This window comes from Aquihabitans sp. McL0605 (assembly GCF_049993875.1).
Lineage (GTDB): Bacteria > Actinomycetota > Acidimicrobiia > Acidimicrobiales > Iamiaceae > Aquihabitans.
Window position 1 is genome coordinate 1,493,872 of the sequence record NZ_CP188252.1, and the last position, 25,930, is coordinate 1,519,801.

General features: G+C 71.5%; 20 protein-coding genes. 6 read left to right on the forward strand and 14 right to left on the reverse strand.

The features are described from left to right. Window position 1 precedes the first annotated feature (1 nt). Window positions 2–1,441: an aldehyde dehydrogenase family protein gene (locus ACPPVX_RS06705; RefSeq protein ID WP_426574124.1), complete on the reverse strand. Its 1,440-nt coding sequence runs from the start codon at window positions 1,439–1,441 to the stop codon at window positions 2–4. Window positions 1,442–1,497: 56 nt separating this feature from the next. Between ACPPVX_RS06705 and ACPPVX_RS06710 the strand changes: the two genes are divergently transcribed. Then, window positions 1,498–1,971 (forward strand): SRPBCC family protein, encoded by a 474-nt coding sequence (locus ACPPVX_RS06710; protein ID WP_426574125.1) that lies wholly within the window; start codon window positions 1,498–1,500, stop codon window positions 1,969–1,971. On the opposite strand, the gene ACPPVX_RS06715 is transcribed toward ACPPVX_RS06710, so the two are convergent. Next, complete coding sequence (locus ACPPVX_RS06715) at window positions 1,972–3,702, reverse strand: N-acyl-D-amino-acid deacylase family protein (RefSeq protein WP_426574126.1); 1,731 nt, start codon at window positions 3,700–3,702, stop codon at window positions 1,972–1,974. Between the two features lie 157 nt (window positions 3,703–3,859). On the opposite strand from ACPPVX_RS06715, the gene ACPPVX_RS06720 reads away from it, so the two are divergent. Further along, entirely contained in the window at window positions 3,860–6,091 is a 2,232-nt protein-coding gene (locus ACPPVX_RS06720; protein WP_426574127.1) for an NADP-dependent isocitrate dehydrogenase, read from the forward strand. A gap of 31 nt (window positions 6,092–6,122) precedes the next feature. On the opposite strand, the gene ACPPVX_RS06725 is transcribed toward ACPPVX_RS06720, so the two are convergent. Genes ACPPVX_RS06725 through purN form a run of 4 tightly spaced genes read right to left on the reverse strand, consistent with a single transcriptional unit; the run spans window position 6,123 to window position 10,029 of the window. Then, window positions 6,123–6,980 (reverse strand): methylenetetrahydrofolate reductase, encoded by an 858-nt coding sequence (locus tag ACPPVX_RS06725; RefSeq protein WP_426574128.1) that lies wholly within the window; start codon window positions 6,978–6,980, stop codon window positions 6,123–6,125. Next, window positions 6,977–7,837 carry a bifunctional 5,10-methylenetetrahydrofolate dehydrogenase/5,10-methenyltetrahydrofolate cyclohydrolase gene (locus tag ACPPVX_RS06730; RefSeq protein ID WP_426575004.1) on the reverse strand — a complete coding sequence of 287 codons (861 nt, stop codon included), beginning with the start codon at window positions 7,835–7,837 and terminating at the stop codon, window positions 6,977–6,979. Before ACPPVX_RS06730 ends, ACPPVX_RS06725 begins: the two co-directional genes overlap by 4 nt. 28 nt (window positions 7,838–7,865) lie before the next feature. Beyond that, window positions 7,866–9,413: a bifunctional phosphoribosylaminoimidazolecarboxamide formyltransferase/IMP cyclohydrolase gene (purH, locus tag ACPPVX_RS06735; protein ID WP_426574129.1), complete on the reverse strand. Its 1,548-nt coding sequence runs from the start codon at window positions 9,411–9,413 to the stop codon at window positions 7,866–7,868. A gap of 49 nt (window positions 9,414–9,462) precedes the next feature. Further along, the gene (gene purN / locus ACPPVX_RS06740; RefSeq protein ID WP_426574130.1) at window positions 9,463–10,029 is read right to left on the reverse strand and encodes a phosphoribosylglycinamide formyltransferase; all 567 of its coding nucleotides are present in this window, start codon (window positions 10,027–10,029) and stop codon (window positions 9,463–9,465) included. A gap of 149 nt (window positions 10,030–10,178) precedes the next feature. Between purN and ACPPVX_RS06745 the strand changes: the two genes are divergently transcribed. After that, window positions 10,179–10,658: a hypothetical protein gene (locus ACPPVX_RS06745; RefSeq protein ID WP_426574131.1), complete on the forward strand. Its 480-nt coding sequence runs from the start codon at window positions 10,179–10,181 to the stop codon at window positions 10,656–10,658. Window positions 10,659–10,763: 105 nt separating this feature from the next. Here ACPPVX_RS06745 and sucD read toward each other — a convergent pair whose 3' ends face one another. Both sucD and sucC read right to left on the reverse strand, forming a co-directional pair. Next, window positions 10,764–11,654: a succinate--CoA ligase subunit alpha gene (gene sucD / locus ACPPVX_RS06750; RefSeq protein WP_426574132.1), complete on the reverse strand. Its 891-nt coding sequence runs from the start codon at window positions 11,652–11,654 to the stop codon at window positions 10,764–10,766. An 11-nt stretch (window positions 11,655–11,665) separates the two neighbouring features. Further along, a complete protein-coding gene (sucC, locus tag ACPPVX_RS06755; protein ID WP_426574133.1) occupies window positions 11,666–12,805 on the reverse strand; it encodes an ADP-forming succinate--CoA ligase subunit beta in 1,140 nt (379 codons plus the stop codon). 96 nt (window positions 12,806–12,901) lie between these two features. On the opposite strand from sucC, the gene ACPPVX_RS06760 reads away from it, so the two are divergent. Together ACPPVX_RS06760 and ACPPVX_RS06765 are read left to right on the forward strand one after the other, a co-directional pair. Continuing rightward, window positions 12,902–13,438, forward strand: a complete 537-nt coding sequence (locus ACPPVX_RS06760) for a hypothetical protein (protein WP_426574134.1) — start codon at window positions 12,902–12,904, stop codon at window positions 13,436–13,438. A 3-nt stretch (window positions 13,439–13,441) separates the two neighbouring features. Beyond that, window positions 13,442–14,413, forward strand: coding sequence for an NADPH:quinone oxidoreductase family protein (locus ACPPVX_RS06765; RefSeq protein ID WP_426574135.1), 972 nt, complete (start codon window positions 13,442–13,444; stop codon window positions 14,411–14,413). Between the two features lie 4 nt (window positions 14,414–14,417). Here ACPPVX_RS06765 and ACPPVX_RS06770 read toward each other — a convergent pair whose 3' ends face one another. Genes ACPPVX_RS06770 through pcrA form a run of 3 tightly spaced genes read right to left on the reverse strand, consistent with a single transcriptional unit; the run spans window position 14,418 to window position 18,669 of the window. Then, window positions 14,418–14,843, reverse strand: coding sequence for a VOC family protein (locus tag ACPPVX_RS06770; RefSeq protein ID WP_426574136.1), 426 nt, complete (start codon window positions 14,841–14,843; stop codon window positions 14,418–14,420). Window positions 14,844–14,899: 56 nt separating this feature from the next. Then, the gene (locus ACPPVX_RS06775; protein ID WP_426574137.1) at window positions 14,900–16,399 is read right to left on the reverse strand and encodes a class I adenylate-forming enzyme family protein; all 1,500 of its coding nucleotides are present in this window, start codon (window positions 16,397–16,399) and stop codon (window positions 14,900–14,902) included. Next, window positions 16,399–18,669, reverse strand: coding sequence for a DNA helicase PcrA (pcrA, locus tag ACPPVX_RS06780; protein WP_426574138.1), 2,271 nt, complete (start codon window positions 18,667–18,669; stop codon window positions 16,399–16,401). Before pcrA ends, ACPPVX_RS06775 begins: the two co-directional genes overlap by 1 nt. Window positions 18,670–18,805: 136 nt before the next feature. On the opposite strand from pcrA, the gene ACPPVX_RS06785 reads away from it, so the two are divergent. After that, a complete protein-coding gene (locus tag ACPPVX_RS06785) occupies window positions 18,806–20,098 on the forward strand; it encodes a lysylphosphatidylglycerol synthase transmembrane domain-containing protein (protein WP_426574139.1) in 1,293 nt (430 codons plus the stop codon). A gap of 3 nt (window positions 20,099–20,101) precedes the next feature. On the opposite strand, the gene ACPPVX_RS06790 is transcribed toward ACPPVX_RS06785, so the two are convergent. From ACPPVX_RS06790 to guaA, 3 genes are all read right to left on the reverse strand, one after another. Beyond that, a complete protein-coding gene (locus ACPPVX_RS06790; RefSeq protein WP_426574140.1) occupies window positions 20,102–20,899 on the reverse strand; it encodes a dienelactone hydrolase family protein in 798 nt (265 codons plus the stop codon). A gap of 20 nt (window positions 20,900–20,919) precedes the next feature. Next, on the reverse strand, window positions 20,920–24,234 hold the full coding sequence (locus ACPPVX_RS06795) for an EAL domain-containing protein (RefSeq protein ID WP_426574141.1): 3,315 nt from the start codon (window positions 24,232–24,234) through the stop codon (window positions 20,920–20,922). A 117-nt stretch (window positions 24,235–24,351) separates the two neighbouring features. After that, complete coding sequence (gene guaA, locus ACPPVX_RS06800) at window positions 24,352–25,917, reverse strand: glutamine-hydrolyzing GMP synthase (RefSeq protein ID WP_426574142.1); 1,566 nt, start codon at window positions 25,915–25,917, stop codon at window positions 24,352–24,354. Window positions 25,918–25,930 lie beyond the last annotated feature (13 nt).

Below are 25,930 nucleotides of genomic sequence, written 5' to 3' on the forward strand. Positions count from 1 at the left end.
CCTACAGGTGCATCGCCTTTGCCTGCAGGAACTCCTCGAGCCCGTACTTGCCGGCTTCGCGCCCGTTGCCCGACTGCTTGTAGCCGCCGAAGGGCGCCAGCGGGTTGTAGCCGCCGCCGTTGACCTCGACGCCGCCGGTGCGGATGCGGCGGGCGACGGCCTTGGCCTCGTCGGCGTCGGCGCCCCACACGCCACCGGACAGGCCGTAGGGCGAGTCGTTGGCGATCTCGACGGCTTCGTCGACCGACTGGTAGGGGATGACCGAGAGCACCGGGCCGAAGATCTCCTCCTGGGCGATGGTCATGTCGTTGCGCACGCCGGCGAACACCGTGGGCTTGACGTAGTACCCGGTGGGCAGGTCCTCGGGCTGTTCGGGACCGCCGGTGACGAGGGTGGCCCCTTCGTCGATGCCCTTCTGGATGTAGCCGCGGACCCGGTCGCGCTGGGTGGCGGAGATCAGCGGGCCGAGGCGGCCGGCACCGGTGGCCGGATCGCCGATGGTGTAGGTGGACTCGACCTCTTCGCGCAGCACCTCGACGATCTCGTCGTGCTTGTCGGCGGGCACCAGCAGCCGGGTGAGGGCGCTGCAGGTCTGGCCGGAGTTGAGGTACGCGGAGCCGACGGCAGCCTTGGCCGCCTTGACGAGCTCGTCGCCCTCGAGGCTCGGGAGCAAGATGTTGGCCGACTTGCCGCCCAGCTCGAGCGCCACCCGCTTGACCGTGGCGGCGCCGACGGCGGCCACGCGCTTGCCGGCGTTGGTGGAGCCGGTGAACGAGACCATGTCGATCTGCGGGTGGGCCGAGATGGCCTCGCCGACCACCTGGCCGGTGCCCGACACCAGGTTGAAGACGCCGTCGGGCAGGCCGATCTCGTCGATGATCTCGGCGAGGATGAACGCGTTGAGCGGAGCGACCTCGCTGGGCTTGAGCACGACGGTGTTGCCGGCGGCCAGCGCCGGGGCCACCTTCAGGATGATCTGGTGCAGGGGGTAGTTCCACGGGGTGATGGCGCCCACCACGCCCAGCGGCTCCATGACGACGAGCGAGTTGCCCACCGTCTCCTCCCACACGAAGTCGTCGACGATGCTGGGGAAGCTGCCGGAGATGGCCTGGGGGAGCCCGGCCTGGATGAGCTGCGAGAGGAACATCGGCATGCCGACCTCGCCGCAGATGGTGGCGGCGATCTCCTCGTTGCGCGCTGCGATCCCCTCGGAGATGGCCTGCACGTACTTGGCGCGGTCGTTGGGGCTGGTGGCCGACCAGGCCGGGAACGCCTTGACGGCGGCGGCGACCGCCCGATCGACGTCGGCCGCGCTGCCCTCGGGGATGGAGCCCATGACCTCTTCGGTGGAGGCGTTGATCACGTCGATGGTGCCGGTGCCGTCGGGCTGCACCCAGCTCCCGTCGATGTAGAGCTTGTCGTACTGCTGGACGTCGGACATGTGCTTCCCCTGGGTGGCTCGTTGTCCCGATCGACGATACCGGCAAGGATCCGGCCATGGACACGGCCCAGATCGACACCGCCCTGATCGAGATCGCTGCCCCGGCAGCCCACGTCTACGACCTGGTGGCCGACATCACCAACATGGGTCGGTGGTCGCCGGAGTGCTACCGCACCGAGTGGGTCGACGGCGCCACCGCCGCCGTGCCCGGCGCCCGGTTCAAGGGCTGGAACCACACCAAGGTCGGGTTCTTCCCGGCCAAGTGGTCGAGCACCAGCACCATCCGCCAGGCCGATCCGGGCCGGGCGCTCAGCTTCGACACCGGCCTGTCCGGGGCCCGCTGGACCTACCGCTTCGAGCCCACCGCCGACGGCTCCGGCTGCACGGTCACCGAGACGCGCGAGGACGCCAACCCCAACGCGCTGATCAAGGCCCTGTCCATCCCGCTCGAGGGCGTCCGCCGCCGGCAGCTCCTCGCCGGGATGGAGGTCACCCTCCAGCGCCTCAAGGCGGCGGCCGAAGCCGCCTGATCAGCTGGTGGCGACGGTGCGGGTGTCGCGACCGCTGCGGAGGATGGTGCCGGGGAGCTCGCCGGTGGGCTTGCCGTCGACCACCACGACCGTGCCGTTGACCAGCACCCGCACCACCCCGATGGAGTCGGCGGTGAGCCGCGGCGAGTTGCCGGGCAGGTCGTGGACCAGCTCGGCCAGCTCGGAGCCCACCGTCTCGGGGTCGACGATGGCGATGTCGGCGTGGAAGCCCTCGGTGAGGGTGCCGCGCTCGTTGATGCCGAACAGCTCGGCGGGCACCTGCGTCATCAGCTGCACCGCCCGCTCCAGCGGGACCAGCTTGCGGCCGCGCAGCGTGTCGCCCAGGAACCGGGTGGGGAACGGGGCGCCGCACATGCGGTCGAGGTGGGCGCCGGCGTCGGAGCCGCCGAGCATCACCCGGTCGTCGGCCCAGGTCTGGCGGCGCAGCTCCCACGACGCCGGATCACCGTCGGGCGGGATGGGCCACAGCACGGTGCGCAGCTCGTCGGCGACCACGACGTCGATGAGGGTGGCGAAGGCGTCCTGGCCCCGCTCGTCGGCCAGCTCACCCACGCGACGACCCTTCAGCCCTTCGTTGGCCGCCGAGTAGGTGTCGCCCAGGATGTAGTTCTCGAAGTCGGCGAGGCGCTTGAACACGCCGGCCTCGGGGGCCTGCGCCTGCGCCTGCATGCGGGCCTGGACCTCGGGCTTCTGCAGCTCGGCGACGCGCTCCGGAACGGGCAGCCCCAGCACGTCCTTCCAGCCCGGGATCAGGAACAGCCCGCAGTGGTTGAGGAAGCTCATGTTCATGGGCACCTGAACCGGCAGGGTGAGGGCCACGATGCGCCCGCCCTTCTCGGCCGCCCGATCGCCGGCCGACAGCTGGCGCGGGATGCGGGTGGGCTCACGGGAATCGATGGTGAGCACGTTCCAGTTGAGCGGCCGCTTGGCGGTGGCGGTCATGTCGGAGAACAGGTCGATCTCGTCGTCGGAGAACTTGTCGAGGCAGCCGTCGGTCATGGCCTCGAGGGTGGTGCCGGGGTGCTGCTCGACCACCTCGCACAGGGCGAGGAGCTCGTCGTTCGACGCCCACCGCGAGGCCACGGGCTTGCCGTCGCCGTCGGAGTGGGTGCGGCTCAGCGTGGTGGAGAACCCGAGGCCGCCGGCCTGGATGGACTCGGCGAGGAGCGCCTGCATGGCCGCCACCTGCTCGGGCGTGGCCTCGTTGCCGACGGAGTCGGGGCCCATCACGTAGCGGCGCAGGGCGTTGTGGCCGACGAGGAACCCGGCGTTCACGCCGACCTTGCCGTCGAGCCGGTCGAGGTACTCGGCGAACGTCTCCCAGTTCCACGGCACGCCCTCTTCGAGCGCGGCCACCGACATGCCCTCGACGCTGGCCATGAACTCGCGGGTGTAGGCCGCGTCCTCGGCCTTGAGCGGGGCGAGCGTGAAGCCGCAGTTGCCGCCGATCACCGTGGTGACCCCGTGCACGTTGCTGGGTGACGCCCCACCGTCCCAGAACAGCTGGGCGTCGTAGTGGGTGTGGGGGTCGATCACGCCGGGCAGCACCAGCAGGCCGGTGGCGTCGATGACGGCCGCCGCCTCCTCGGTGATCCCGCCCGTCGGGGCGATGGCGACGATGCGACCGTCGCGGACCCCGATGTCGGCCAGGCGGGGCGCCGAGCCGGTCCCGTCGACGACGGTGCCGCCCTGGATCAGGTGGTCGAGCATGGGGAATCCTCCGACGGTTGGGCAGGCCGTTTCTGACGGGCCGTCAGATCGTATCGGCCCGGTCTGGCCCCGGCATCCCCGAGCTCCGTTCGGCAGCGTCAGCGGCCCTCGGTATCGTCTCGGGGACACCTCCCCCCAGTCTCGCCGGAAGATGGACATGACCGACACCACCTCGAAGATCATCTACACCCACACCGACGAGGCCCCGGCCCTCGCCACCTACTCCTTCCTCCCCATCGTCGAGGCGTTCACCTCCGCCGCCGACGTGGCCGTCGAGACGCGGGACATCTCGCTCTCCGGCCGCATCCTGGCCACCTTCGCCGACCTGCTCCCCGCCGACCAGCAGGTGCACGACGCCCTCGCTGAGCTGGGCGACCTCGCCAACCGGCCCGAGGCCAACATCATCAAGCTGCCCAACGTGAGCGCCTCCCTGCCGCAGCTCAAGGAGGCCGTCGCCGAGCTCCAGGGCGACGGCTACGCCCTCCCCGACTACCCCGACGACCCCCAGACCCCCGAGCAGCACGAGGCCCGGGCCCGCTACGACAAGGTCAAGGGCAGCGCCGTCAACCCCGTCCTGCGCGAGGGGAACTCGGATCGCCGGGCCCCCAAGTCGGTCAAGGACTACGCCCGCAAGCACCCGCACTCCATGGGCGCCTGGTCGGCCGACTCCAAGACCCGGGTCGCCACCATGACCACCGGAGACTTCCGCCACAACGAAGAGTCGGCCACGATGATCGACGACGACGTGCTGCGCATCGAGCACATCGCCAGCAACGGCGTCGGCACCGTCCTGCTGGAGTCGCTGCCGGTGCTCGCCGGCGAGGTGGTCGACGCCACCTTCATGAGCAAGACCGCCCTCCAGGCGTTCCTGGCCGATCAGGTGGCCGCCGCCAAGGCCGAGGGCATCCTCTTCTCGGTCCACCTCAAGGCCACCATGATGAAGGTCTCCGACCCGATCATGTTCGGCCACGTCGTCCGCACCTTCTTCGACGAGCTGTTCGACAAGCACGGCGAGGTGCTCGCCCAGATCGGCGCCAACCCCAACAACGGCTTGGCCGGGGTGCTCACCGCCATCGCCGGCCTGCCCGACGACCAGCGGGCGCCGCTCGACGCCGCCATCGCGGCCGCCTACGCCACCGGCCCCGCGGTCGCCATGGTCGACTCCGACAAGGGCATCACCAACCTGCACGTGCCGTCGGATGTCATCGTCGACGCCTCCATGCCCGCCATGATCCGCACCTCCGGCCAGATGTGGAACGCCGCCGGCGAGCAGCAGGACACGCTCGCCGTCATCCCCGACAGCTGCTACTCCGGCATCTACGACGTCGTCATCCGGGACTGCAAGGTCCACGGTGCGTTCGACCCCACCACCATGGGCTCGGTGCCCAACGTCGGCCTCATGGCCCAGAAGGCCGAGGAGTACGGCAGCCACGACAAGACCTTCGAGATCCCTGCCGACGGCGTGGTGCGGGTGGTCAGCCACCGCGGCGGCGTGGTGTTCGAGCACACGGTCGGCGCCGGCGACATCTGGCGCATGTGCCAGGTCAAGGACCTGCCGATCCAGGACTGGGTGAAGCTGGCGGTGGGCCGTGCCCGCGCCACCGGCTCCCCGGCCGTGTTCTGGCTCGACGCCGACCGGGCCCACGACGCCCAGATCATCGCCAAGGTCAACCGCTACCTGGCCGAGCACGACACCTCCGGCCTCACCATCGAGATCCTGGCGCCCGCCGCAGCGTGCCAGTACTCGATCGACCGCATTCGCCAGGGGCTCGACACCATCTCGGTCACCGGCAACGTGCTGCGCGACTACAACACCGACCTGTTCCCCATCCTCGAGCTCGGCACCAGCGCCAAGATGCTGTCGATCGTGCCGCTGATGGCGGGCGGCGGCCTGTTCGAGACCGGCGCCGGTGGGTCGGCGCCCAAGCACGTCCAGCAGTTCGAGAAGGAGAACCACCTCCGCTGGGACTCGCTCGGCGAGTTCCTGGCCCTGGCCGTCTCGCTCGAGCACCTGGCCGGCTACGCCGACAACCCTCGGGCCCAGGTCCTGGCCGACGCGCTCGACGCCGCCACCGGCCGCTTCCTCGACGAGGGCCGCTCGCCCTCGCGCAAGGTCGGTGAGCTCGACAACCGCGGCAGCCACTACTACCTCGCCCGCTACTGGGCCGAGGCCCTGGCCGCCCAGACCACCGACGCCGACATCGCCGCCACGTTCGCGGCGGTGGCTGCGGCGCTGGTCGACGGCGAGGACGCCATCGTGGCCGAGCTCAACGGCGTGCAGGGCAGCCCCGTCGACATGGGCGGCTACTACGCCCCCGACGAAGCCCTCGTGTCCGCCGCCATGCGCCCCAGCCCCACCCTCAACGCCGCCCTCACCCTCTTGGGCTGACCCTCGCGGGTCGGGCCGCTGACCGTTCGGGTCAGCGGCGGAGGCCGAGGTTGTCGTAGATCTCCTGGATCGACCGGGCCCGGTTCATGGCGTAGAGGTGGATGCCGGGGACGCCGATGTCCTGCAGGGCCACGATCAGGCCCGTGGCCACCTCGACGCCGAGCTGGCGGGTGGCTTCGGGGTCGTCGCCGACGGCATCCATCCGCTCCTGGAGCCAGGTGGGGATCTGGGTGTTGTTCATGGCCGACATGCGGCGGGCGCCGGCCACGCTCACGAAGGGCATGACACCGGGGAGCACCGGCGTGGTGCAGCCGAGGTCGGCCAGCTCGTCCACCATCTGGCGGTAGTGGTCGGCGTCCCAGAAGAACTGGCTCATGCCGAAGTCGGCCTGGTTCAGCTTGGCGGCCAGGTGGCGGCGGTCGGTGGCCCGGTCGGCCGAGCGCGGGTGGATCTCCGGGAAGGCGGCCACGCCGATCGAGAAGTCACCGGCCTCACGGGCCAGCTCGACGAGCTCGGTGGCGAAGACGAAGTCGCCGCCGGCCTCGGAGCCGTCCTTGGGTGGATCGCCCGCCAGGGCCAGGACGTTGTCGACGCCGTTGGCCTGGTACGACTCGAGCAGCTCGACCAGCTCGGCGCGGGTGTGGCCGACGCAGGTCAGGTGCGGCATGGCCGGGAAGGCCTGCTCCTCGTTGACGCGGACCACCAGGTCGTAGGTGGTGTCACGGGCCGAGCCGCCGGCGCCGTAGGTGATCGACACGTACGCCGGCTCGAGGGCCGAGAGGTCGGCGACCGCCCGATCGAACGACGACATGCCCTCGGGGGTCTTCGGGGGGAAGAACTCGAAGGACCACGTGGGGCCCTTGGCGAGGAGGTCGGCGATCCGGGTCATGGTCCCGAAAGGCTAGGCGACCGCTTCTCCGCGGCCTCCACCGCATTGCGGAACAGCAGGGCGATGGTGGTGGGGCCCACGCCGCCCACGCGCGGGGTGATGGCGCCGGCCACCTCCTCGCAGCGCTCGTCGACGTCGGGGAGCAGGCGCTTGCCCTCGTAGCGGACGCCGCCGCCGACCACGACCGCGCCCGGCGTGATGTGCTCGGGCTGCAGGATCCCGGGCACGCCGGCCGCGGCGATGACGATGCCGGCCCGCCGGGTGTAGTCGGCCCAGTTGGGCACGCCGGTGTGGACCACGGTGACCGCGGCGTTGGCGGTGGGGCGCTTCTGCGACAGGAGCAGGGCGAGCGGGCGGCCCAGGGTGGTGCCGCGGCCCAAGATGCAGACCTCTTGGCCCGAGACCGGGACCTCGTAGTGCGCCAGGAGCGCCTCGATGCCCGCCGGCGTGCACGGGACCGGGCCCGGCATGCCGAGCGCCAACCGGCCCATGTTGACCGGGTGCAGGCCGTCGACGTCCTTGGCCGGGTCGAGGGTCAGCAGGGCGGCGTCGAAGTCGATCTGCGGGGGCGTGGGGTGCTGGATGAGCACGGCATCGACGTCGTCGGCATCGTTCATCTGGGCGATGGCCGCCAGCACGTCGGCCTGGGTGGCGTCGTCGGGGAGGTGGAGGTGCGGGGAGGTGAACCCGAGGGACTCGGCCTTCTCCATCTTCATCCGGATGTAGCCGGCGCTGGCCGAGTCGCCCCCGACCAGGATCGTGCCCAGACCGGGCCGGTGGCCCGCGGCGATGAGGGCGGCGATGCGAGGCTCGAGGTCGGCGAGGACGGCGTCGGCGACGGGCCCTCCGGGCATCATGCGTGCGGTCACAGCGTGCTCCTCGGCATCAGTGCTTGAACTGGCGTTCGCCGGTGAAGACCATGGCGACGCCCAGCTCGTTGGCGCGGGCGATGTTCTTGTCGTCGTTCATCGAGCCGCCGGGCTGGACGATGACCGCGACGCCGGCGGAAGCCGCCGCCTCGATGCCGTCGGGGAACGGGTAGAACGCGTCGCTGGCGCAGGCGCCGCCCTCGGCGCGACCGGCCGCCTTCTCGGCGGCGATCTGGCCGGCCTCGACCCGGTTCTGCTGCCCGGCGCCGATGCCCCAGGCCACGCCGTCCTTGGCCAGGACGATGGAGTTCGACGTGACCGCGGCGCAGATGCGGAAGGCCAGGGCGGCGTCGGCGAGCTCAGCGGCGGTGGGCACGCGGTCGGTCACGACCTTCCACTCCGACGGCGGGGTCACCAGGCGGTGCGGCTCCTGCACCAGCCAGCCACCGCTGATGGGCCGCAGGTGGCGGGCGGGCGGCGTGGGCGCCACCGCTTCGAGCAGGCGCGTGTTCTTGCGCTTGGCCTGGAGGGCCTCGATCACGCCGGGTGCGTAGCCGGGGGCGATGACCAGGTCGGCCTGAGCGGCCGCGACCATCTCGACCACGGTGTCGTCGTCCACCACCCGGTTGAGGGCGACGATGCCGCCGAACGCCGAGCGGGCGTCGCAGTCGAACGCCCGCTGGTAGGCCTCGGCCAGCGTGCCGGCCACCGCTGCGCCGCACGGGTTGGCGTGCTTGATGATGGCCACAGCGGGCTGGTCGCCGGCCGAGGCACCCAGGTCGTGGGCGAGGATCCACGCGGCATCGGCGTCGTAGAGGTTGAGGTAGCTGAGGGCGATGCCCCCGTACTGGGTGGCGGAGGCCCACCAGGGGTCGGCGCCGTCGGTCTTGTAGAGGGCGGCGCGCTGGTGCGGGTTCTCGCCGTAGCGGAGCGTGCGGTCCTCTCGGGTGGCGGCCACGTGGAGGGTGGGCGGCAGGATCGGGTCGTCGGCCTCGTCGAACCAGGCCACGACGGCCGCGTCGTAAGCGGCGGTGTGGGCGAACGCGGCCCGGGCGAGGCGGCGGCGGGTCTCGGTGGACAGGGTGCCGTCGGGCGAGGCCCGCAGCTCCTCGAGGATCGCCGGGTACTCGGACGGGTCGGTGACGACGCCGACGTGGGCGTGGTTCTTGGCGGCCGAGCGGACGAGCGTGGGCCCGCCGATGTCGATCACGTCCTCGGCCGTGCCGCCGCCGTGGCTGAACGCGGAGGGGTCGGAGCCGAACGGGTAGAGGTTGCCGACGACGAGATCGATGCCCTCGATGCCGTACTGCTCCATCTCGGCGAGGTGCTCGGGCGAGCGGTCAGAGAGGATGCCGCCGTGGATCTTGGGGTGGAGGGTGACCACGCGGTGGCCGAGGATGGCCGGGAAGCCGGTGATCTCGGCGGTGTCGGCCACCGGGATGCCGGTGTCGCGGATCGCCTGGGCGGTCCCCCCGCTCGAGACCAGGTCCCAGCCCAGCTCGTGGAGGCCGGCGGCCAGCTCCACGATCCCGGTCTTGTCGTACACGGACAGCAGCGCCCTCATGGCAGGCGTTTCCCTTCAGCAGGCGGGAGGGCAGCGAGAGCGGTGGTGCTCACGCCAGGACCCGTCCCTGGTCGATGATCGTGAGGAGCGTGGCGGGGTACAGCCGGCGCTCGACGTCCTTGATGCGCTCGTGCAGCGACGACTCGGTGTCGTCGGGCCGGACCGCGACGGCCTCCTGGGCCAGGATCGGCCCCGTGTCGACGTCGAGCCCCGCCACGTGGACGGTGCAGCCGGTGACCTTCACCCCGTAGTCGAGGGCGTCGCGCACGGCGTGCCAGCCCTTGAACGACGGCAGCAGGGCCGGGTGCGTGTTGATGATGCAGCCCTCGAACGCGTCGTGCATGGGCTGGCCGAAGATGGTGCCGAAGCCGGCCATGGCCACCAGGTCGAGCTGGTGCGGCTCCATGGCGGCGGCGAAGCGGGCGGAGTAGGCGTCACGGTCGAACCCGGGACCGAACTCGGTCCGTTCGACCAGGACCGTGACGATCCCGGCGGCCTCGGCGCGATCGAGGCCCGGGCAGGGGCGGTCGGCGGCGACCACGGCGACGGGCACGCCGGCCTGGAGCATGGCGTCGAGGATCGTTCCAGTTCCTGACACCAAGACGCCCACTCGCACGTGCCGGGACGCTACCAGCCGCCCCCGACCCCCCGATCCGGGTCCCCGGGAGCTGTGGACAGACGTCCGGGGATCTCCCCAGCGGGATGGACCCCTGGAGTACGTTGGGGGTGCAAACACACCCAGATGACACCTAGGAGCGCGGGCCCATGGACTTCAGCAAACTCACCCTCGGCGACAAGATCCTCGGCGGGTGCGCCCTGGTCTTGGTGATCGATCTCCTGTTCTTGCCGTGGCACCACTGGTCGTACTCGTACAGCAGCGGCGACATCCACGTGGGCGGCTCGTTCAGCCGCACCGCGATCCAGTCGCCCAACAGCTTCTGGGGCTGGCTGGCCATGCTGGTGCTGCTCGCCATCATCGGCGTCACCATCGTCCGCCGGTTCACCGACACGGCCCTGCCCGACACGCCCCGTCCGCTTCCCGAGCTGACCTTCTACGCCACCATCGCCGTGTTCGTGCTGCTGTTCCTCAAGCTGATCCTGAAGTTCGACTACATCGGCTTCGGCGCCTACCTGGCGATCCTGCTGGCGGGCGGCATGGTCTACGGCGCCTACCTCGACCGCAACGAGGAGGAGGGCGCTCCCAGCGTCGGCACCGGCGACGGCGGCACCGCCACCCCGTTCTGATCGACCAGCCCTGACCGCCGGCGTCAGCCGGCCCGGACGCGACGGTGCCCGCCCCCTTGGGGGCGGGCACCGTTGGTTCTGCGGTGGGCGGGAGGTGGGCGTGGGCTAGAGGCCCAGCGACCGCACGATCTCCACCATGAGCTCGCCGGCCTCGGTGGGGTTGTTGCCCACCTTCACCCCGGCGTCGGTCAGGGCCTCCATCTTGGCGGCCGCCGTGCCCTTGCCGCCCGACACGATGGCGCCGGCGTGGCCCATCTTCTTGCCGGGGGGCGCCGTCACGCCGGCGATGTACGCCGAGACGGGCTTGGTCATCTTGTTCTTGATGTACTCGGCGGCCTCTTCCTCGGCCGAGCCGCCGATCTCACCGATGAGCATGACGGCCTTGGTCTCGGGATCGGCCTCGAAGGCCTCCAGGCAGTCGATGAACGACGTGCCGGGGACCGGGTCGCCACCGATGCCGACGCAGGTGGTGACGCCGATGTCCTGGAGCTTGAGCTCGTAGAGCGCCTGGTAGGTGAGGGTGCCGGAGCGGCTCACGATGCCGACCGGGCCGCCGGGCTTGGCGATCTCACCGGCGGTGATGCCGATGTTGGCCTTCCCGGGGCTGATGATGCCCGGGCAGTTGGGGCCGAGGATCCGGGTGCCGGGGAAGTCGCGCTTCACCTTGTTGAAGAAGTACGCCTCGTCCTGGGCCGGGACGCCCTCGGTGATGACCACCACGAGCTCCATGCCGGCCTCGGCGGCCTCGAGGACCGCCGCCTGCACGCCGGGCGCCGGGATGAAGACGCACGACACCGTGGCGCCGGTGGCCTCCTTGGCCTCGGCGACGGTGGCGTAGACGGGGATCCCGTCGACGTCGGTGCCGGCCTTCTTGGGGTTCACGCCGGCCACGACCTGCGTGCCGTAGTCGCGGTTGCGCAGGCCGTAGAAGCGGCCCTGCGAGCCGGTCAGTCCCTGGTACAGGACCTTGGTGTTCTCATCGACGAAAATGGCCATGGGTCAGATCCTCACTTCGCCAGCTCGACAGCGGTCTTGGCCGCTTCGATCATCGTGGACTTGGACTGGAGCTTGTCGGAGGCGTGCTCGGCCAGGATGGCCCGCCCCTGCTCGGCGTTGGTGCCGTCGATGCGGATCACGATGGGAGCGTCGATGTGGACGCGGCCCAGGGCGGTGACGATGCCGTTGGCCACCTCGTCGCCCTTGGTGATGCCACCGAAGATGTTGATGAAGATGCTCTTCACGTTGGGATCGTTGTTGATGACCTCGAGCGCACCGGCCATCACCTCGGCGTTGGCGCCGCCGCCGATGTCGAGGAAGTTGGCGGGGCTGCCGCCCACCTGGTTGACGATGTCGACGGTCGACATGGCCAGGCCGGCGCCGTTGGCGATGACGCCGACGCTGCCGTCGAGGCCCACGTACTGGAGCCCCTTGTCGTGCGCGGCCTGCTCGCGCTCGTCACGGATCTGGCTGGCGTCGATGACGTCCCAGCCCTCGTGGCGGAACTCGGCGTTGCCGTCGAAGGTGACCTTGGCGTCGAGGGCGTGCACCTCACCCGTGGGCTTGAGGATCAGCGGGTTGATCTCGCAGAGGTCGCAATCGCCCTTGGTGTAGGCCTCGTAGAGCTTGAGGAGGATGTCGACGGCGCCGTCGTTGGCGGCCGGGTTGAGCTTGGCCTCGTTGACCCAGGCCCGGGCCGCAGCCTCGGTGAGGCCGTCGACCGGGTCGATCCAGATCTTGGCGATGGCATCGGGGTTGGTCTCGGCCACGGCCTCGATCTCGACGCCGCCCTCGGCGGAGAGCATGCCGAGGTGCTTCTTGGCGGCCCGGTCGAGGGTGAACGAGGCGTAGTACTCCTCGGCGATGTCGGAGGCCGACTCGATCCAGATCGTCTTGACGATGTGGCCCTTGATGTCGAGGCCCAAGATGAAGTCGGCGTGCTCGCGCGCTTCTTCGGTGTTGGCAGCCAGCTTCACGCCACCCGCCTTGCCGCGACCACCGACGTGGACCTGGGCCTTGACCACCACCGGGTAGCCGATGCGGTCGGCCGCAGCCACCGCATCCTCCACCGTGGTGACCGCCTCGCCCTGCGACACCGGGATGCCGTAGGTGGCGAAGAACTGCTTGCCTTGGTATTCGAGAAGGTCCACTCGGACTCCTGAGATGAGGTTCAGCGCGTGACCGGGCGATACTAGGCAGGTGTCTGGAACGTCTTCCCATCCGAGCGTGACGGCTGAGGCCGCCGCGTGAGCCCAGTCGACCAATCCCGCAACCACGTCGGGCGAGCAGCAGCGGTGGCGCTGGTGGGGGTGTTCGTCCTCACCGTCGCCTTGCTGCTGGTCACGTTCGCCATCGGCGGCAAGAAGAGCGCCGACGTGAAGCTCGGCGATCAGACGTTCCAGGGCGGCAGCACCACCCGGCTGGCCAAGGAGATCGACGAACGGGGACCGATCTTCTACGGCGACGTGTCCGGCCGGAAGGACCGCGACATCATCCTCCAGCACCTCGGCGACGACCCGCAGACCGGTTGGTACGCCTTCCTCGCCGCCCCCATCGACAAGTCCCGGGCGTGCACCTGGCAGTGGCAGGCCGACGAGGAGCAGTTCCGGGCGAAGTGCGACAAGACGCTCACGGCGCCCGCCGACGGCAAGGGCCTCCCCCAGTTCAAGGTCACCGTCAACGACGGCCGCCTCGACGTGAACCTCAACGCCGACGCCAAGACCACCACCACCACGACCGACGCCACCACCACCGACGCCACCACCTCGACCACGGGCGGCTGACCGGTGCAGCGGATCACGTGCACGCAGTGGGGGCCGCCCGAGGGGCTGGTGATCGAGGAGGCGCCCGACCCGATCCCCGGCGAGGGGCAGGTGCTGGTGCAGGTCGCGGCCGCCGGCGTGAACTTCGTCGACGCGCTGTTCGTGGGCGGGACGTACCAGATCAAGGTGCCGCCGCCCTTCACGCCGGGCAGCGAGATGGCCGGCACCGTGACCGCCGTCGGGCCCGGGGTCGACACCGTCGCGGTGGGCGACCGGGTGCTCTCGTCGCTCGGGCTCGGCGCCTACGCCAGCCACGCCGTGGTCCCGGCCCTCGCCGTCACCCGCGTGCCCGATGGGCTCGACCTGCCCACCGCGGCCGCGCTGGCCCAGTCGTACTGCACCGCCTGGTTCGCCCTGAAGCGGCGGACCACGGTGCGGCCCGACGAGACCGTCCTGGTGCTCGGCGCCGGCGGCGGGGTCGGGCTGGCTGCCATCGACGTGGCCCGATCGATGGGCGCCCGGGTGATCGCCGCCGCGTCGTCGGCGGACAAGCTCGCCGACGCCGTCGCCATGGGCGCCGACGCCACCATCGCCTACGAGACCGACGACCTCAAGGTCCGCGCCCGCGAGCTGTCCGAGGGCGGCGTCGACGTCGTCATCGACCCGGTGGGAGGGCCCCACACCGAGCCGGCGCTGCGGGCCCTCGGGGTGTTCGGCCGCCTGGTCGTGATCGGGTTCGCCGCGGGCGGGATCGCGGCGCTGCCCGCCAACCAGGTGCTGCTCAACAACCGAACGGTGGTGGGCGTCGACTGGGGCGCCTGGGCCATGAAGCACCCGGCCAGCCAGGCCGTCGTCCTCGACGAGGTGCTCGACGCCGTCCGGCTCGGATCGCTCCACCCCGTGGCCCCGGCCGAGCGGCCGCTGGCCGAGGCCGGCGCGGTGCTGCGCGACCTGCTCGATCGGCGCCTCAAGGGCAAGACCGTCCTGATCCCCTAGCGAGTCAGCTGTCCCCGGCCATGACGGTGGCGCCGTCGTCGGTGATGGTCCAGTACGGGTTGTGGGCCACCTCCCACGGGTGGCCGTCGGGGTCGAGGAAGATGCCGGAGTAGCCGCCCCACTCGGTGGGCGCCCCCGGCCGGCCGATGGTGGCGCCGGCGGCTTCGGCCTCGGCCAGCACCGCATCGACCTCCTCGGGCGAGCGGGTGTTGTAGGCGAGGGTGACGCCGCCCCACCCGCCCGCATCCGTGACCGCACTGTCGGCGGCCAGGTCGGCGCGCCCCCAGAGGCCGACGATCATGCTGCCGGCCTGGAAGAAGTGGACATCACCGTCGGGCGACTGCCCCTTCCAGCCGAGGGCCTCGTAGAACGCGTTGGAGGCGGCGGTGTCGGCCACGCCGAGGGTGATCAGGGAGAGTCGCTGGTCCATGCGGTCAGGTTCCCACGAAGGGCGCCGCCCTACCACCGGTCCGCGTGGGCCGACGGCTACTCGGTGACGAGGGCCACCACCTCGCGGCGCTGGACCTTGTCGGTGCCCGTGCGGGGCAGGGCGGCGACGGCGACGAAGCGGGCCGGGACCTTGTAGCGGCTGAGGCGCTCGGCGGCCCACGACGGCAGGTCGAGCGACTCGACCGTCTCGCCCGGGGCCAGGCGCACCGCCGCCACCGGGACCTCGCCGTCTCGGGTGTCGGGGACCGGGACCACGGCGGCCTCGAGGACCTGCGGGTGCTCTTCGAGCGCCTGCTCCACCTCGACCGCGTAGACCGAGTAGCCGCCCCGCTTGATGACGTCCTTCATGCGGCCCTCGAAGTTGACGATGCCGAGGGGGCCGCGCCGGGCCAGATCTCCGGTCCGCAGCCACCCGTCGTCGGTGAGCGCACCGCGCGTGGCCTCGGGCGCGCCGTGGTAGCCCTTGAGCACCCCGCGGCCGGTGAGCCACAGCTCACCGACCCCACCGATGGGCACCTCCTGGCCGTCGGCGTCGACCACCTTGAAGCGCACGCCGGGCAGGGGGACGCCCATCGACCCGCCCAGCGCGGCCGGGATCAGGGGCGGCGACACGCGCACGGCCACACCGCCAGCGGTCTCGACCATGCCGTAGCCCTCGGCGAAGGTGGCTTCGCCCACCGGACCGATGAGCGGCAGCGTGGCCGTGGCGCCCCAGCGCTTGAACCGGTGCGCCAGGTCCGACGGCATGGCATCGGCCCCGGAGATCCACACCCGGACCGAGGTGAGGTCCCGGTGGGCCGCGCCGGCCTCCTCGAGCATGCGGTACATCGCGGGCACGCCCGCGAACACGGTGGCGCGGCGCTCCTCGATGGCATCGAGCACCAGGACCGGGTGGAAGCGGGGCAGGAAGTGCACGGGCACGCCGGCGCACGCCGCGCCCACCGCGATGGCGAAGCCGAAGATGTGGGCCAGCGGCAGGGCCAGCACCAGCTCGTCGCGGTGGAGCTCGGTGGGCAGCAGGGCGGCGAGGGACATGCCGCCGAGCAGGCCGGCATGGGTGAGCTCGGCGCCCTTGGGCTTGCCGGTGGTGCCCGACGTGTAGAAGAGCGCCCCGATCGACGAGGGGTCGGCGGGGACGGCCGGGCCGAAGTGCTCGGTGCCGGGCAGCTCGGTGGCGTGGCGGATCACCAGCGACGCCCCCGAGTCGGCCACGACGTGGCGGATCTCGCCCGGAGCCATCTGGGCGTTGACGGGCGCGGGCACCCGCCCGGCCCGGGACACCGCGAGGGTGAGGAGGAGCTGCTCGTAGCCGTTGGGGGTGGCGATGACCACGCGGTCGCCGGGCTCGGTGACCTGGGCGACTCCGGCCGCCCACCCGTCGACCAGGACCGCCGCCTCCTCCATGGTGAGCGCCAGGCCGGTGTCGGGCTCGACCACCAGCGTGCGGGAGCCGTGGACGGCGGCCACCTGCTCCATCAGCGTCCCGAGGGTGAGGTTGCGGCCCCGAGCCAGGTCGATGCGCCGGACGATCCGCATCACGCCTTCTTCAGCGGGGCCCAGGCCTGCAGCAGGACCTTCTGGCCCACCGTGGGGAAGTGGATGGTGATCTCGGTCTTGTCGCCCGTGCCCCGCAGGTCGAGGACCACGCCCTCACCCCACTTGGCGTGCACGACGTCTTCGCCCACCTTGAACTGGCTGGTGGGAGGCGCCGAGGCCACGGCCTGCTGGCCCGAGGAGATGGCTTGGTCGACCATCCGGTCCCGGTTGGCCTGGCGGCGCTCGGCCGAGATGCGGCTGGTGCGCTGGGGGCGGTCGCCCCAGCTGGAGGCCGACGAGGTGGTGCCGGCGCTGTCGGCCCAGCTGCCGGCGCGCGAGCCCCGCCGGTTGCCGTCGATCGACTCGACGAGGCGCTGCGGGATCTCGTCGAGGAAGCGGCTGGGCGGGTTGTACTGGGTGGACCCGTAGATCGTGCGGCTCCACGCGTGGGTGAGGTACAGCCGCTCCCGGGCCCGGGTGATGCCGACGTAGGCGAGGCGCCGCTCCTCCTCCAGCTCCTTGGGCTCGCCGAGCGACCGGAGGTGCGGGAAGATCCCGTCCTCCAGGCCCACGAGGAACACCGCGGGGAACTCCAGGCCCTTGGCCGAGTGGAGCGTCATCATCACGACGAACGAGTCGTCGTCGGGGATCTCGTCGGAGTCGGCCACCAGGCCGACCTGCTCGAGGAACACGTCGACGGACTCGACCTCGCGGGCCGAGCCCACCAGCTCGGCCAGGTTCTCCAGCCGGCCCTCGGACTCGATGGAGTGCTCGGCCTGGAGCTCGTCGACGTAGCCCGAGCGGTTCAGCACCGCTTCGAGCAGCGGGCCGGGGCCCTGCTCCACGGCTTCGGCCGAGTTGTCGATCACCGACAGGAAGTCCTCGATGCCCTTGACCGCCCGCCCCGTCACGCCGGCGTCGTGGGCGAGGCGCAAGGCCTGCATGAACGTGTGGCCCCGCATGGCCGCCCACGCGTCGAGCTTGGCGACGGTGGAGTCTCCGATGCCGCGCTTGGGGGTGTTGAGGATGCGCTTGACGGACACCTCGTCGGCCGGGTTGACCACAGCCTTCATGTAGGCGAGGGCGTCCTTGATCTCGCGCCGGTCGTAGAAGCGGGTGCCGCCGATGACCTTGTACGGGATGCCGGCGCGGAGCAGGTGCTCCTCGACCACGCGGCTCTGGGCATTGGTCCGGTAGAAGACGGCGACGTCGCCCCAGCGGTGGTCGCCGGAGTCGTGGAGCTTGGCGATCTCGTGCGCCACCCACTGGGCCTCGTCGGTCTCGGTGTCGGCGTGGTAGCGGATGATGGCGTGGCCGTCGCCCTCGTCGGTCCACAGCTCCTTGGGCTTGCGCGACAGGTTGTTGGCGATGACCGCGTTGGCCGCGTCGAGGATGGTCTGCGTGGACCGGTAGTTCTGCTCCAGCACCACCACCGTGGCATCGGGGAACGCCTCCTCGAACTCGAGGATGTTCCGGATGTCGGCGCCCCTAAACCTATAGATGCTTTGGTCGCTGTCACCGACGATGCAGACGTTGTGGTGCTCGCCGGCGAGGAGGAGGATCAGCTCGTTCTGGACCTTGTTGGTGTCCTGGTACTCGTCGACGAGGACGTGCTGGAAGCGCCGGCGGTAGTGCTCGAGGACCTCGGGCTCGGTGCGGAACAGCTCGACGGCGTTGCGGAGGATGTCGTCGAAGTCCATGGCGCCGGCCTTGAGCAGGCGGGCCTGGTACTCGGCGTAGACGTCGGCGATCTTGCGCTCGAAGATCACCGAGGCGCGCGCGGCGTACTCGACGGGGCCGACGTCGTCGTTCTTGGCGGCCGAGATGGTGGCGTGGACCGATCGGGGCGGGAAGCGCTTGGCGTCGAGGTTGAGGTCTCGGATGACGTAGCCGGTGAGGCGGACGGCATCGGCCTGGTCGTAGATGGTGAACGACGACGGGTAGCCGAGGCGGTGGCCGTCTCGGCGCAGGATCCGCACGCAGGCCGAGTGGAAGGTGGAGACCCACATCTTCTCGGCCACCGGGCCCACCAGGGCGCCGACGCGGTGCTTCATCTCCTGGGCGGCCTTGTTGGTGAAGGTGATGGCCAGGATCTCGAAGGGCGACACACCCGTCTTGATGAGGTGGGCGATGCGCGACGTGAGCACGCGGGTCTTGCCGGAACCGGCCCCCGCGATGACCAGCAACGGGCCCTCGTCGTGGACCACGGCCTCCCGCTGGACCGGGTTCAAGCCCTCCAGGAGCTCGGCATCTGTCGGGGAGGAAGGCATCGCCGCCACCCTACCGGTGCCCTCTGACAGCCCTCGGAGGCGGCCCGTGGTTCGGCACGCGGCGATCGGGCGGGAAGAATGGCGAGATCTCCACCGCGTCTTCGGCGCTCCGCGCCGCCCATCCCCTGGCTCGCCCGTGAACCCGCGGCGCAAGCAGTCCGTGCAGTCCCGCGCCGTCAAGCGGACCCTGCTGCTCGTCGTCTTCCTGTTCGTCTTCTACTACCTGGTCATCCCCACGCTGGCCCGGTCGCGGGAGTCGGCGGACCTGTTGACCCAGGTCAACCCGCTGCTGGTGATCCTGGCCATCGCCTTCGAGGTCGTCTCGCTGCTCTGCTACTCGGTGCTGACCCGGGTGACGCTGCCGGCCGAGCCCCGCCTGTCGCTGTTCACGATCCTGCGCATCCAGATGTCCACCAAGGCGGTGGGCAACCTGGTCCCCGGCGGGTCGGCCGCCGGCGGCACGCTGGGCTACAGCCTGCTCACCGACGCCGGGGTGTCGTCCACCGCCGCGGGGTTCACGCTGGCCAGCGTCGGCCTCGGTTCGGCCGTGGTGCTCAACCTGATCCTGTGGGTCGCGCTCCTCATCTCCATCCCGCTGAACGGGTTCCGCACCGCGTACGTCACCGCCGCCATCGTGGGCGTGCTGCTGCTCGCGTTCGCCGCCGGGCTCGTCTACCTGCTCATCGAGGGCCGCGACCAGGCCGAGCGGGTGCTGCGGGCCATCGCCCGCAAGGTGCCGTACGTCGACGAGGACACGGCCGCCCGGTTCGTCCACCAGGCCGCCGACCGCATCCAGGACCTGGCCCGCCAGCCCGAGCTGGTCCGGCGCGGCGCCCTGTGGGCCACCGCCAACTGGATGTTCGACATCGCCGCGCTCTGGGTGATGCTGCGCGCGTTCGGGTACACGATGAACCCGATCAACCTGATCGTGGCCTACGGCGTCACGGGCGTCGTGGCGTCGATCCCCATCACCCCTGGTGGCCTGGGCGTGGTCGAGACCGCGCTCCCCTCCCTGCTGGTCACCTTCGGCGCACCCGTCGGACCGGCCGGCTTCGCCGTGCTGGCCTGGCGCCTGATCCAGTTCTGGATGCCCATCCCGCTCGGCGGCCTGTCCTACGCCTCGCTCAAGCTCGGCCCGCTCGGGCGGCGGCGGCGCCTGACCGCGGTGCGCACCATGGCCCGTGACGCCAGCGAGAACGCGCGCGTCCGGGTGTGGGACCAGGAGACCGGCGAGTACCGCATGGTCAAGGCCGAGACCGCCGAGGCGCTCCTGCTCGACGCCGATCCGCACGAGGCCCACCTGAGCGTCGGGGAGCTGGAGGCGGAGCTGCGCGACGACCTCGAGGAGGACCTGCACGAGCCCGATCCCGATGACGCCACCCCGCCGGCGCCCGAGGACGACGCCTCGGCCACGCCCGAGGCGTCGTAGCCCTCAGACCGCAGGGGCGAGGCGGGTGCGGAACAGGTCGAGCACCTGGTTGAGCGCATCCTGCGTGGGGTGGCCGGCCTCGTCGACCAGGTCCTCCGTGAGCACGGAGTGGGCCGCGGACCGGATGCCGTGGGCGTTGCCCTTCGACGAATCGATCTCGACGCCGATGAACGAATCGCCCAGCTCCTCGGTGAGCCGGGCGAACCGGTCCTGGGGCGAGAGCTTGTCGCCCGTGAAGCGCAGCCCGAGCACGCACAGGTCGTCCTCGTCCTCGCAGCGGGCCTTGACGGCCGCCAGGTCCTCGGGCGAGAGGTTTACGTCTCGCTTGTAGGCCTTGCTGAGCATGAACGGCAGGGACGGCTGCGACAGGACGGGGGCGGCCACCACCGGGTCGACCATCATCGCCAGCGCGAAGTTGCCGGTGAGGCACATGCCCACCACGCCGACCCCGGGGCCACCGCACTGCTCGTGCTCGTGGCGGGCCAGCGCCTTGGCCCAGTGGGTGGCCGGCGAGGTCTTGTTGCGGGCCCAGGTGGAGAACTCCTTGGACACGCACGCCCAGCCCATCGACTGGGCGACGTAGCCGATCGAGACCTCGCGCCCCGGCGTGCCGAAGAGCGACGGCAGCACCGCGGTGAACCCGGCTTCGTCGACCCGGCGGCCGAAGTCGGCGACGAGCGGGGTGATGCCGGGGATCTCGGAGATCACCAGCACGGCCGGCCCGCTCCCCCGCCGGAACACCGTGCGGGTCTTCCCCTCGAACGTGAACGTGGTCTCGTCGTACCCAGCCAGCGCAGTCATCCTCAGACGTTACGCAGGGTTCAGGCGGACGGCCGACCAGCGAGCCAGTCGAGGAGGGCCTCGCGCTCGAGCGGCATGGTGGCCACCTTCCCCTGCACGGCGTCGATCCCGAAGCCGAACAGCACCGAGCGCTGGTGGGCGGTCTCCACGCCGACGGCCAGGCTCCGCCACCCGAGGCCGTGCGCCAGGAGCACGAGCGACCGGGCCACCTCGACACCGACGGGGTCGTCCTCGCGGATGCGGGCGACCAGCGACTGGCCCAGCTTGAGCCCGCGCACGGCCAGGCCGGCCAGGTCGGGCAGGGACACGCCGCCCTGGCCCACGTTCTCGACCAGCACCTCGATGCCGGCGTCGGCCAGCTTCGTGACCACGTCGCGCACCTCGGGGTCGGCCAGGTGGCGCTCGCGCACCTCGAGGACGATGGCATCGGGGTCGACGCCGGCCTCGTCGAGGTCGGCGAGGACCGCCTCGGTGAGGTGGGGCCGGGCGAGCTCCGCCTCGGCCACGTTGATGTGGACGGGCACCGGCTGGCCCGCGCCGAGGTGGCCGAGCCAGCGCCGCCGTTCGGCCAGCGCCGTGCGGCGGACCCAGCGGCCCAGGGCGCCGGCGAGGTCGTCGTGGGCCGCCGCCGACAAGATGCGCACCGGGCCGACGGCGCCCAACACGGGATGGTCCCAGCGCACCAGGGCCTCGACCCCCGCGAGCGAGCCGTCGCGGCCCACCAGCGGCTGGTGGACCAGGTGCAGGCCGTCGTGGTCGATCGCGGTGGCGAGCTCGAGGCCGAACGGATCGGTGCGCCGCGCCTCCGGGGCACGGCTCCGGGCCGCCATCACCTCGTGCTCGTCGAGCGCGGGGTGGCGGTGATCGGGCGGCCGCCTCGGCTCCACGGCCGAGCGGGCCTGGTCTCGAGCCGCGGCCGCATCGGACTCGGCCACCTGGCGATCGGACGCACGCTGCTGCTTGCGGGCGTACATGGCCAGGTCGGCGCTGCGCAGGAGTCGGTCGGGATCGTCGACGGGGAGGTCGGCGACGGCCACGCCGACGCTCACGGTGACCGCCAGCCGGGTCTCGCCGATGTCGATGGGCTCGGTCTCGATGGTGGTCCGGACCCGCTCGGCGATGGTGTCCGCCTGGTCGGCGTCGGCCAGGTCCTCGCACACGATGACGAACTCGTCGCCGCCCGTCCGGCAGACCGTGTCGGACGGGCGCACGGCGCGGCCGATGCGGTCGGCCACCTCGATGAGGAGGCGATCGCCTCGGTCGTGGCCGTAGCGGTCGTTGACCGCCTTGAAGGAGTCGAGGTCGCAGAACAGCACCGCGACCGCCAGGCCCGAGCGCTTGGCGCGGGCCAGGGCGAGCGCCAGGCGGTCGACGAGCGCGGCCCGGTTGCCCACCCCCGTCAGGGGGTCGTGGGTGGCCTGGTAGGCGAGGCTGCGCTCGTCGATCGACCGCTCCACCGCCACCGTGACCAGGGAGAGGACCGAGTCCCGCACCGCTGGACGGGCGATCGGGGCGCCGGGCTCGGACCCGAGCAGGCCCACCACCGCCAGGGTCTGGCCGTTGCGGGGCGACTTGACCGGGAGGATGGTGGCCGACTGGTAGCGGACATCGGGCAGCACGGCATCGCCGTAGCGGGGATCGCCCAGGGCGTTGGCCACCATGACCGGCTCGCCGGTGATGACCGCCTGGCCGAACGGGTTCCCGAGCCCCGGCTCCAGCGCTGCGAACCAGGCGGCGAGCACGTCGTCGCCGGACTCGCCGACGAGCGACAGGCGGTCGCCCTGCTCGACGGTGGCGATGACGACGGTGGCCCCGAGCGTGTGGCGCTCGAGCAGGGACCGGGCGGCCACGATGGCCGTCGCGACCGGTGCCCCGCGGGCGATGAGCTCGAACACCTCGGCCTGGCCGTCGGCGAGCAGCGCGACGCTCCGTCGCCGGAGGGCGCCGAGGAACGCATCGGCGGCGAAGCGGACCAGCCCGAGCACCTCGTCGGACGGCGGGGGCTCGTGGGTGCGCCACGTCATCCCGAGCACGCCGACCAGCTCGCCGCCGTAGCCGAGGCGGACCCACAGCACGCCCTTGTCGTCGACGTCGACGAGCGCCTGCTCGGTGGCCTCCTTGGGGATGGTGCCCGGGCCGCGGACGAAGACGTGACCGGCCCGCTCGAACCGGGCCGTGAGCCAGCCGAAGCCCTTCACGTCGACCCGCTGGCCCCGGACCCGCGTGGGCCGGGTGCCCCGGCGGGTCCACTGGTGCGAGACCCGCAGGGTGGAGCCGTCGGGGGCCAGCTCGTCGATGAACGCGGCGTCGGCGCCGAAGAACGAGGCGATCTCGCCGAGGCCCACCTCGATGGCGTCGTCGAGCAGCAGCGGCGCGCAGCCGATCAGGCGGGTGGAGATCGACGCGACCAGCGCCTCGAACGCCACCTGCTCGGCGAGGGCCAGCTCGGCGCGGTGGCGCTCCGTGATGTCGCGGACGATGCACAGCACCACGTCGTCGTCACCGGGCACGAAGCGGGCCTCGACCCGGCGGGCGTCGAGGCCGGGCCCCGCGGCGTACACGTCGGTCTGGAGCCGGCCGGTCTCGAGCGCCGACGCCACGGCCTGCTGGACGAGGGCGAGCGTGGCCGGATCGGCGGGCGTTCCCGCCGGGCGGGCGCCGGTGGTGGGGTCGAACATCCCCATCACGTGGTCGCCGTCGTCGGAGAGCTGCTGGCCGTCGCTGCGGAGCCGCACCACCGGGTCGGGCATCAGGTCGATCATCGCCTGGGCCTGCGACTCGAGGCGGACCATCTCGCGGATGTCGGCCTCGTGCTCGAGGATGCGCGAGGCGCCGTCGGCCACGAGGTCGACCAGCGCCAGCTGCCACGACGAGAACGGCTCCCGGGCGGTGTCGTCGGCGAAGGCGATGACCCCCGCGACGCGGCCCGTCACCCACAACGGGCAGGCCACCATCGACCCGCCGCCGAACGCCGTGTGCTCGTCGCTCGCACCAGGCCCGCCGAGCGCGGCCACTGTGGCCTGGCGGGCCAGCACGTCGTCGAGGCGCCAGTCGGACACGTGATCGCCCTGCTCCGGCCCGAAGGCCCGGGGCCCCGCGGCGGCGCGGACGGTGAGGTCGATGGCGCGGCGGAGCAGCACGAAGCCCTGGGCGACGTCGAGCGCTGCGCACCCGGCATCGAGCAGCTGGACCAGGCGCTCGTCGGGGTCGCCAGGGGCCAGGCTGGCGACGCGGTGGAGCGCAGCGACATCGTCGGCGTGACGATCAGCGAGCGTGGCGGCCTCGCTGCCCGCGGCACCGACCTGCCCTCCCTCGGCCGTCGCGTCCGGATCCATACCTGCCTCGAATCGTACCGGTCCGCGTTCGGACCGGACCTCACCTCCTGAGGTGGTTCTCCATCGGTCCGAACCGGCCAGAATCCAGGGTCCGCCCCCATCAAGCCACGAGGGGAGCTACTCCCACTCGATGGTTCCGGGGGGCTTGGAGGTCACGTCGTAGGCGACGCGGTTGATGCCGTCGACCTCGTTGATGATGCGGCTGCTCATGCGCTCGAGCAGGTCGTACGGGAGGCGGGCCCAGTCGGCGGTCATGGCGTCCTCGGAGGTGACGGCGCGGATGATGGCCGGGTAGCCGTAGGTGCGCTCGTCGCCCATCACGCCCACCGACCGGATGTCGGGGAGCACGGCGAACGCCTGCCAGATCTCCCGCTCGAGGCCGGCGGCGCGGATCTCCTCGCGGACGATGGCGTCGGCCCGCTGCAAGATGGCGACCTTGTCGGGGGTGACCTCGCCGATGATGCGCACGCCCAGGCCCGGCCCGGGGAACGGCTGGCGCCACACGATCTCGTCGGGGAGGCCCAGCTCGGTGCCGACCTTGCGGACCTCGTCCTTGAACAGGGACCGCAGCGGCTCGACCAGGTCGAACTGCATGTCCTCGGGGAGCCCGCCCACGTTGTGGTGGCTCTTGATCTTGGCGGCGCTGGCGGTGCCGGACTCGATGACGTCGGGGTAGAGCGTGCCCTGCACCAGGAACTTGGCGTCTTCGATGCCGCCGGAGACGTCTTCGAAGATGCGGATGAACAGCTCGCCGATGGCCTTGCGCTTGTCCTCTGGGTCGGTGATCCCCTCGAGGCGCTCGAAGTAGCGGTCGGCGGCACGGACGTGGATCAGCTCGATGCCCTGGTGGCGCTGGAACGTCTCCACCACCTGCTCGCCTTCGCCGAGGCGCATGAGCCCGGTGTCGACGAACACGCAGGTGAGCTGCGGTCCGATGGCCTTGTGCACCAGGGCCGCGGCGACCGCCGAATCCACCCCGCCGGACAGCGCGCAGATGACCTTGGCGCCGCCGACCTGCTTGCGGATGAGGTCGACCTGGGTGTCGATGACCGAGCTCATGACCCACGCGGGCGGGCAGCCGCACACGTCGTACAGGAAGTGCTCGAGCACGGCCTGGCCGTGGGGCGTGTGGACCACCTCGGGGTGGTACTGGACGGCGTGGATCTTGCGCTCGACGTGCTCCATGCCGGCCACGGGGGCGCCGGGGGTGGACGAGGTGATCGCGAACCCGTCGGGCGGCACGGAGATCGAGTCGAAGTGGCTCATCCAGACCTGCTGGAGCTCCGGCTGGCCGCCGCCGAACAGCACCGCGTCGGGCGCCGTGACGGTCATCTCGGTGCGCCCGTACTCGCCCGAGCCGGTGTTGGCGACGACGCCGCCGGGGAGCTGCTGGGCGATGAGCTGGGCCCCGTAGCAGATGCCCAGGACGGGGACGCCGAGGTCGTAGACGGCGGGGTCGATGACCGGGGCGCCCTCGACGTGGACCGACTTGGGGCCGCCCGAGAAGATGATCCCGGCCGGCTGGCGGGCCGTCACCTCGGCGGCGGTGATGGTGTGCGACACGATCTCGCTGTACACGTGGGCTTCGCGCACGCGGCGGGCGATCAGCTGGGCGTACTGCGCTCCGAAGTCGACCACCAGGATGGGGCCGGTCTCGGAGGTGACGGCGTCAGGATCGGTCATGGCTGGCGTCTCG

Bases quoted from the DNA above. Each gene is read 5' to 3' on its own strand.
- ACPPVX_RS06705 (WP_426574124.1), bottom strand. From the start codon at position 1,441: ATGTCCGACGTCCAGCAGTACGACAAGCTCTACATCGACGGGAGCTGG.
- ACPPVX_RS06710 (WP_426574125.1), top strand. From the start codon at position 1,498: ATGGACACGGCCCAGATCGACACCGCCCTGATCGAGATCGCTGCCCCG.
- ACPPVX_RS06715 (WP_426574126.1), bottom strand. From the start codon at position 3,702: ATGCTCGACCACCTGATCCAGGGCGGCACCGTCGTCGACGGGACCGGC.
- ACPPVX_RS06720 (WP_426574127.1), top strand. From the start codon at position 3,860: ATGACCGACACCACCTCGAAGATCATCTACACCCACACCGACGAGGCC.
- ACPPVX_RS06725 (WP_426574128.1), bottom strand. From the start codon at position 6,980: ATGACCCGGATCGCCGACCTCCTCGCCAAGGGCCCCACGTGGTCCTTC.
- ACPPVX_RS06730 (WP_426575004.1), bottom strand. From the start codon at position 7,837: ATGATGCCCGGAGGGCCCGTCGCCGACGCCGTCCTCGCCGACCTCGAG.
- purH (WP_426574129.1), bottom strand. From the start codon at position 9,413: ATGAGGGCGCTGCTGTCCGTGTACGACAAGACCGGGATCGTGGAGCTG.
- ACPPVX_RS06745 (WP_426574131.1), top strand. From the start codon at position 10,179: ATGGACTTCAGCAAACTCACCCTCGGCGACAAGATCCTCGGCGGGTGC.
- sucD (WP_426574132.1), bottom strand. From the start codon at position 11,654: ATGGCCATTTTCGTCGATGAGAACACCAAGGTCCTGTACCAGGGACTG.
- ACPPVX_RS06770 (WP_426574136.1), bottom strand. From the start codon at position 14,843: ATGGACCAGCGACTCTCCCTGATCACCCTCGGCGTGGCCGACACCGCC.
- ACPPVX_RS06775 (WP_426574137.1), bottom strand. From the start codon at position 16,399: ATGCGGATCGTCCGGCGCATCGACCTGGCTCGGGGCCGCAACCTCACC.
- pcrA (WP_426574138.1), bottom strand. From the start codon at position 18,669: ATGCCTTCCTCCCCGACAGATGCCGAGCTCCTGGAGGGCTTGAACCCG.
- ACPPVX_RS06790 (WP_426574140.1), bottom strand. From the start codon at position 20,899: ATGACTGCGCTGGCTGGGTACGACGAGACCACGTTCACGTTCGAGGGG.
- ACPPVX_RS06795 (WP_426574141.1), bottom strand. From the start codon at position 24,234: ATGGATCCGGACGCGACGGCCGAGGGAGGGCAGGTCGGTGCCGCGGGC.
- guaA (WP_426574142.1), bottom strand. From the start codon at position 25,917: ATGACCGATCCTGACGCCGTCACCTCCGAGACCGGCCCCATCCTGGTG.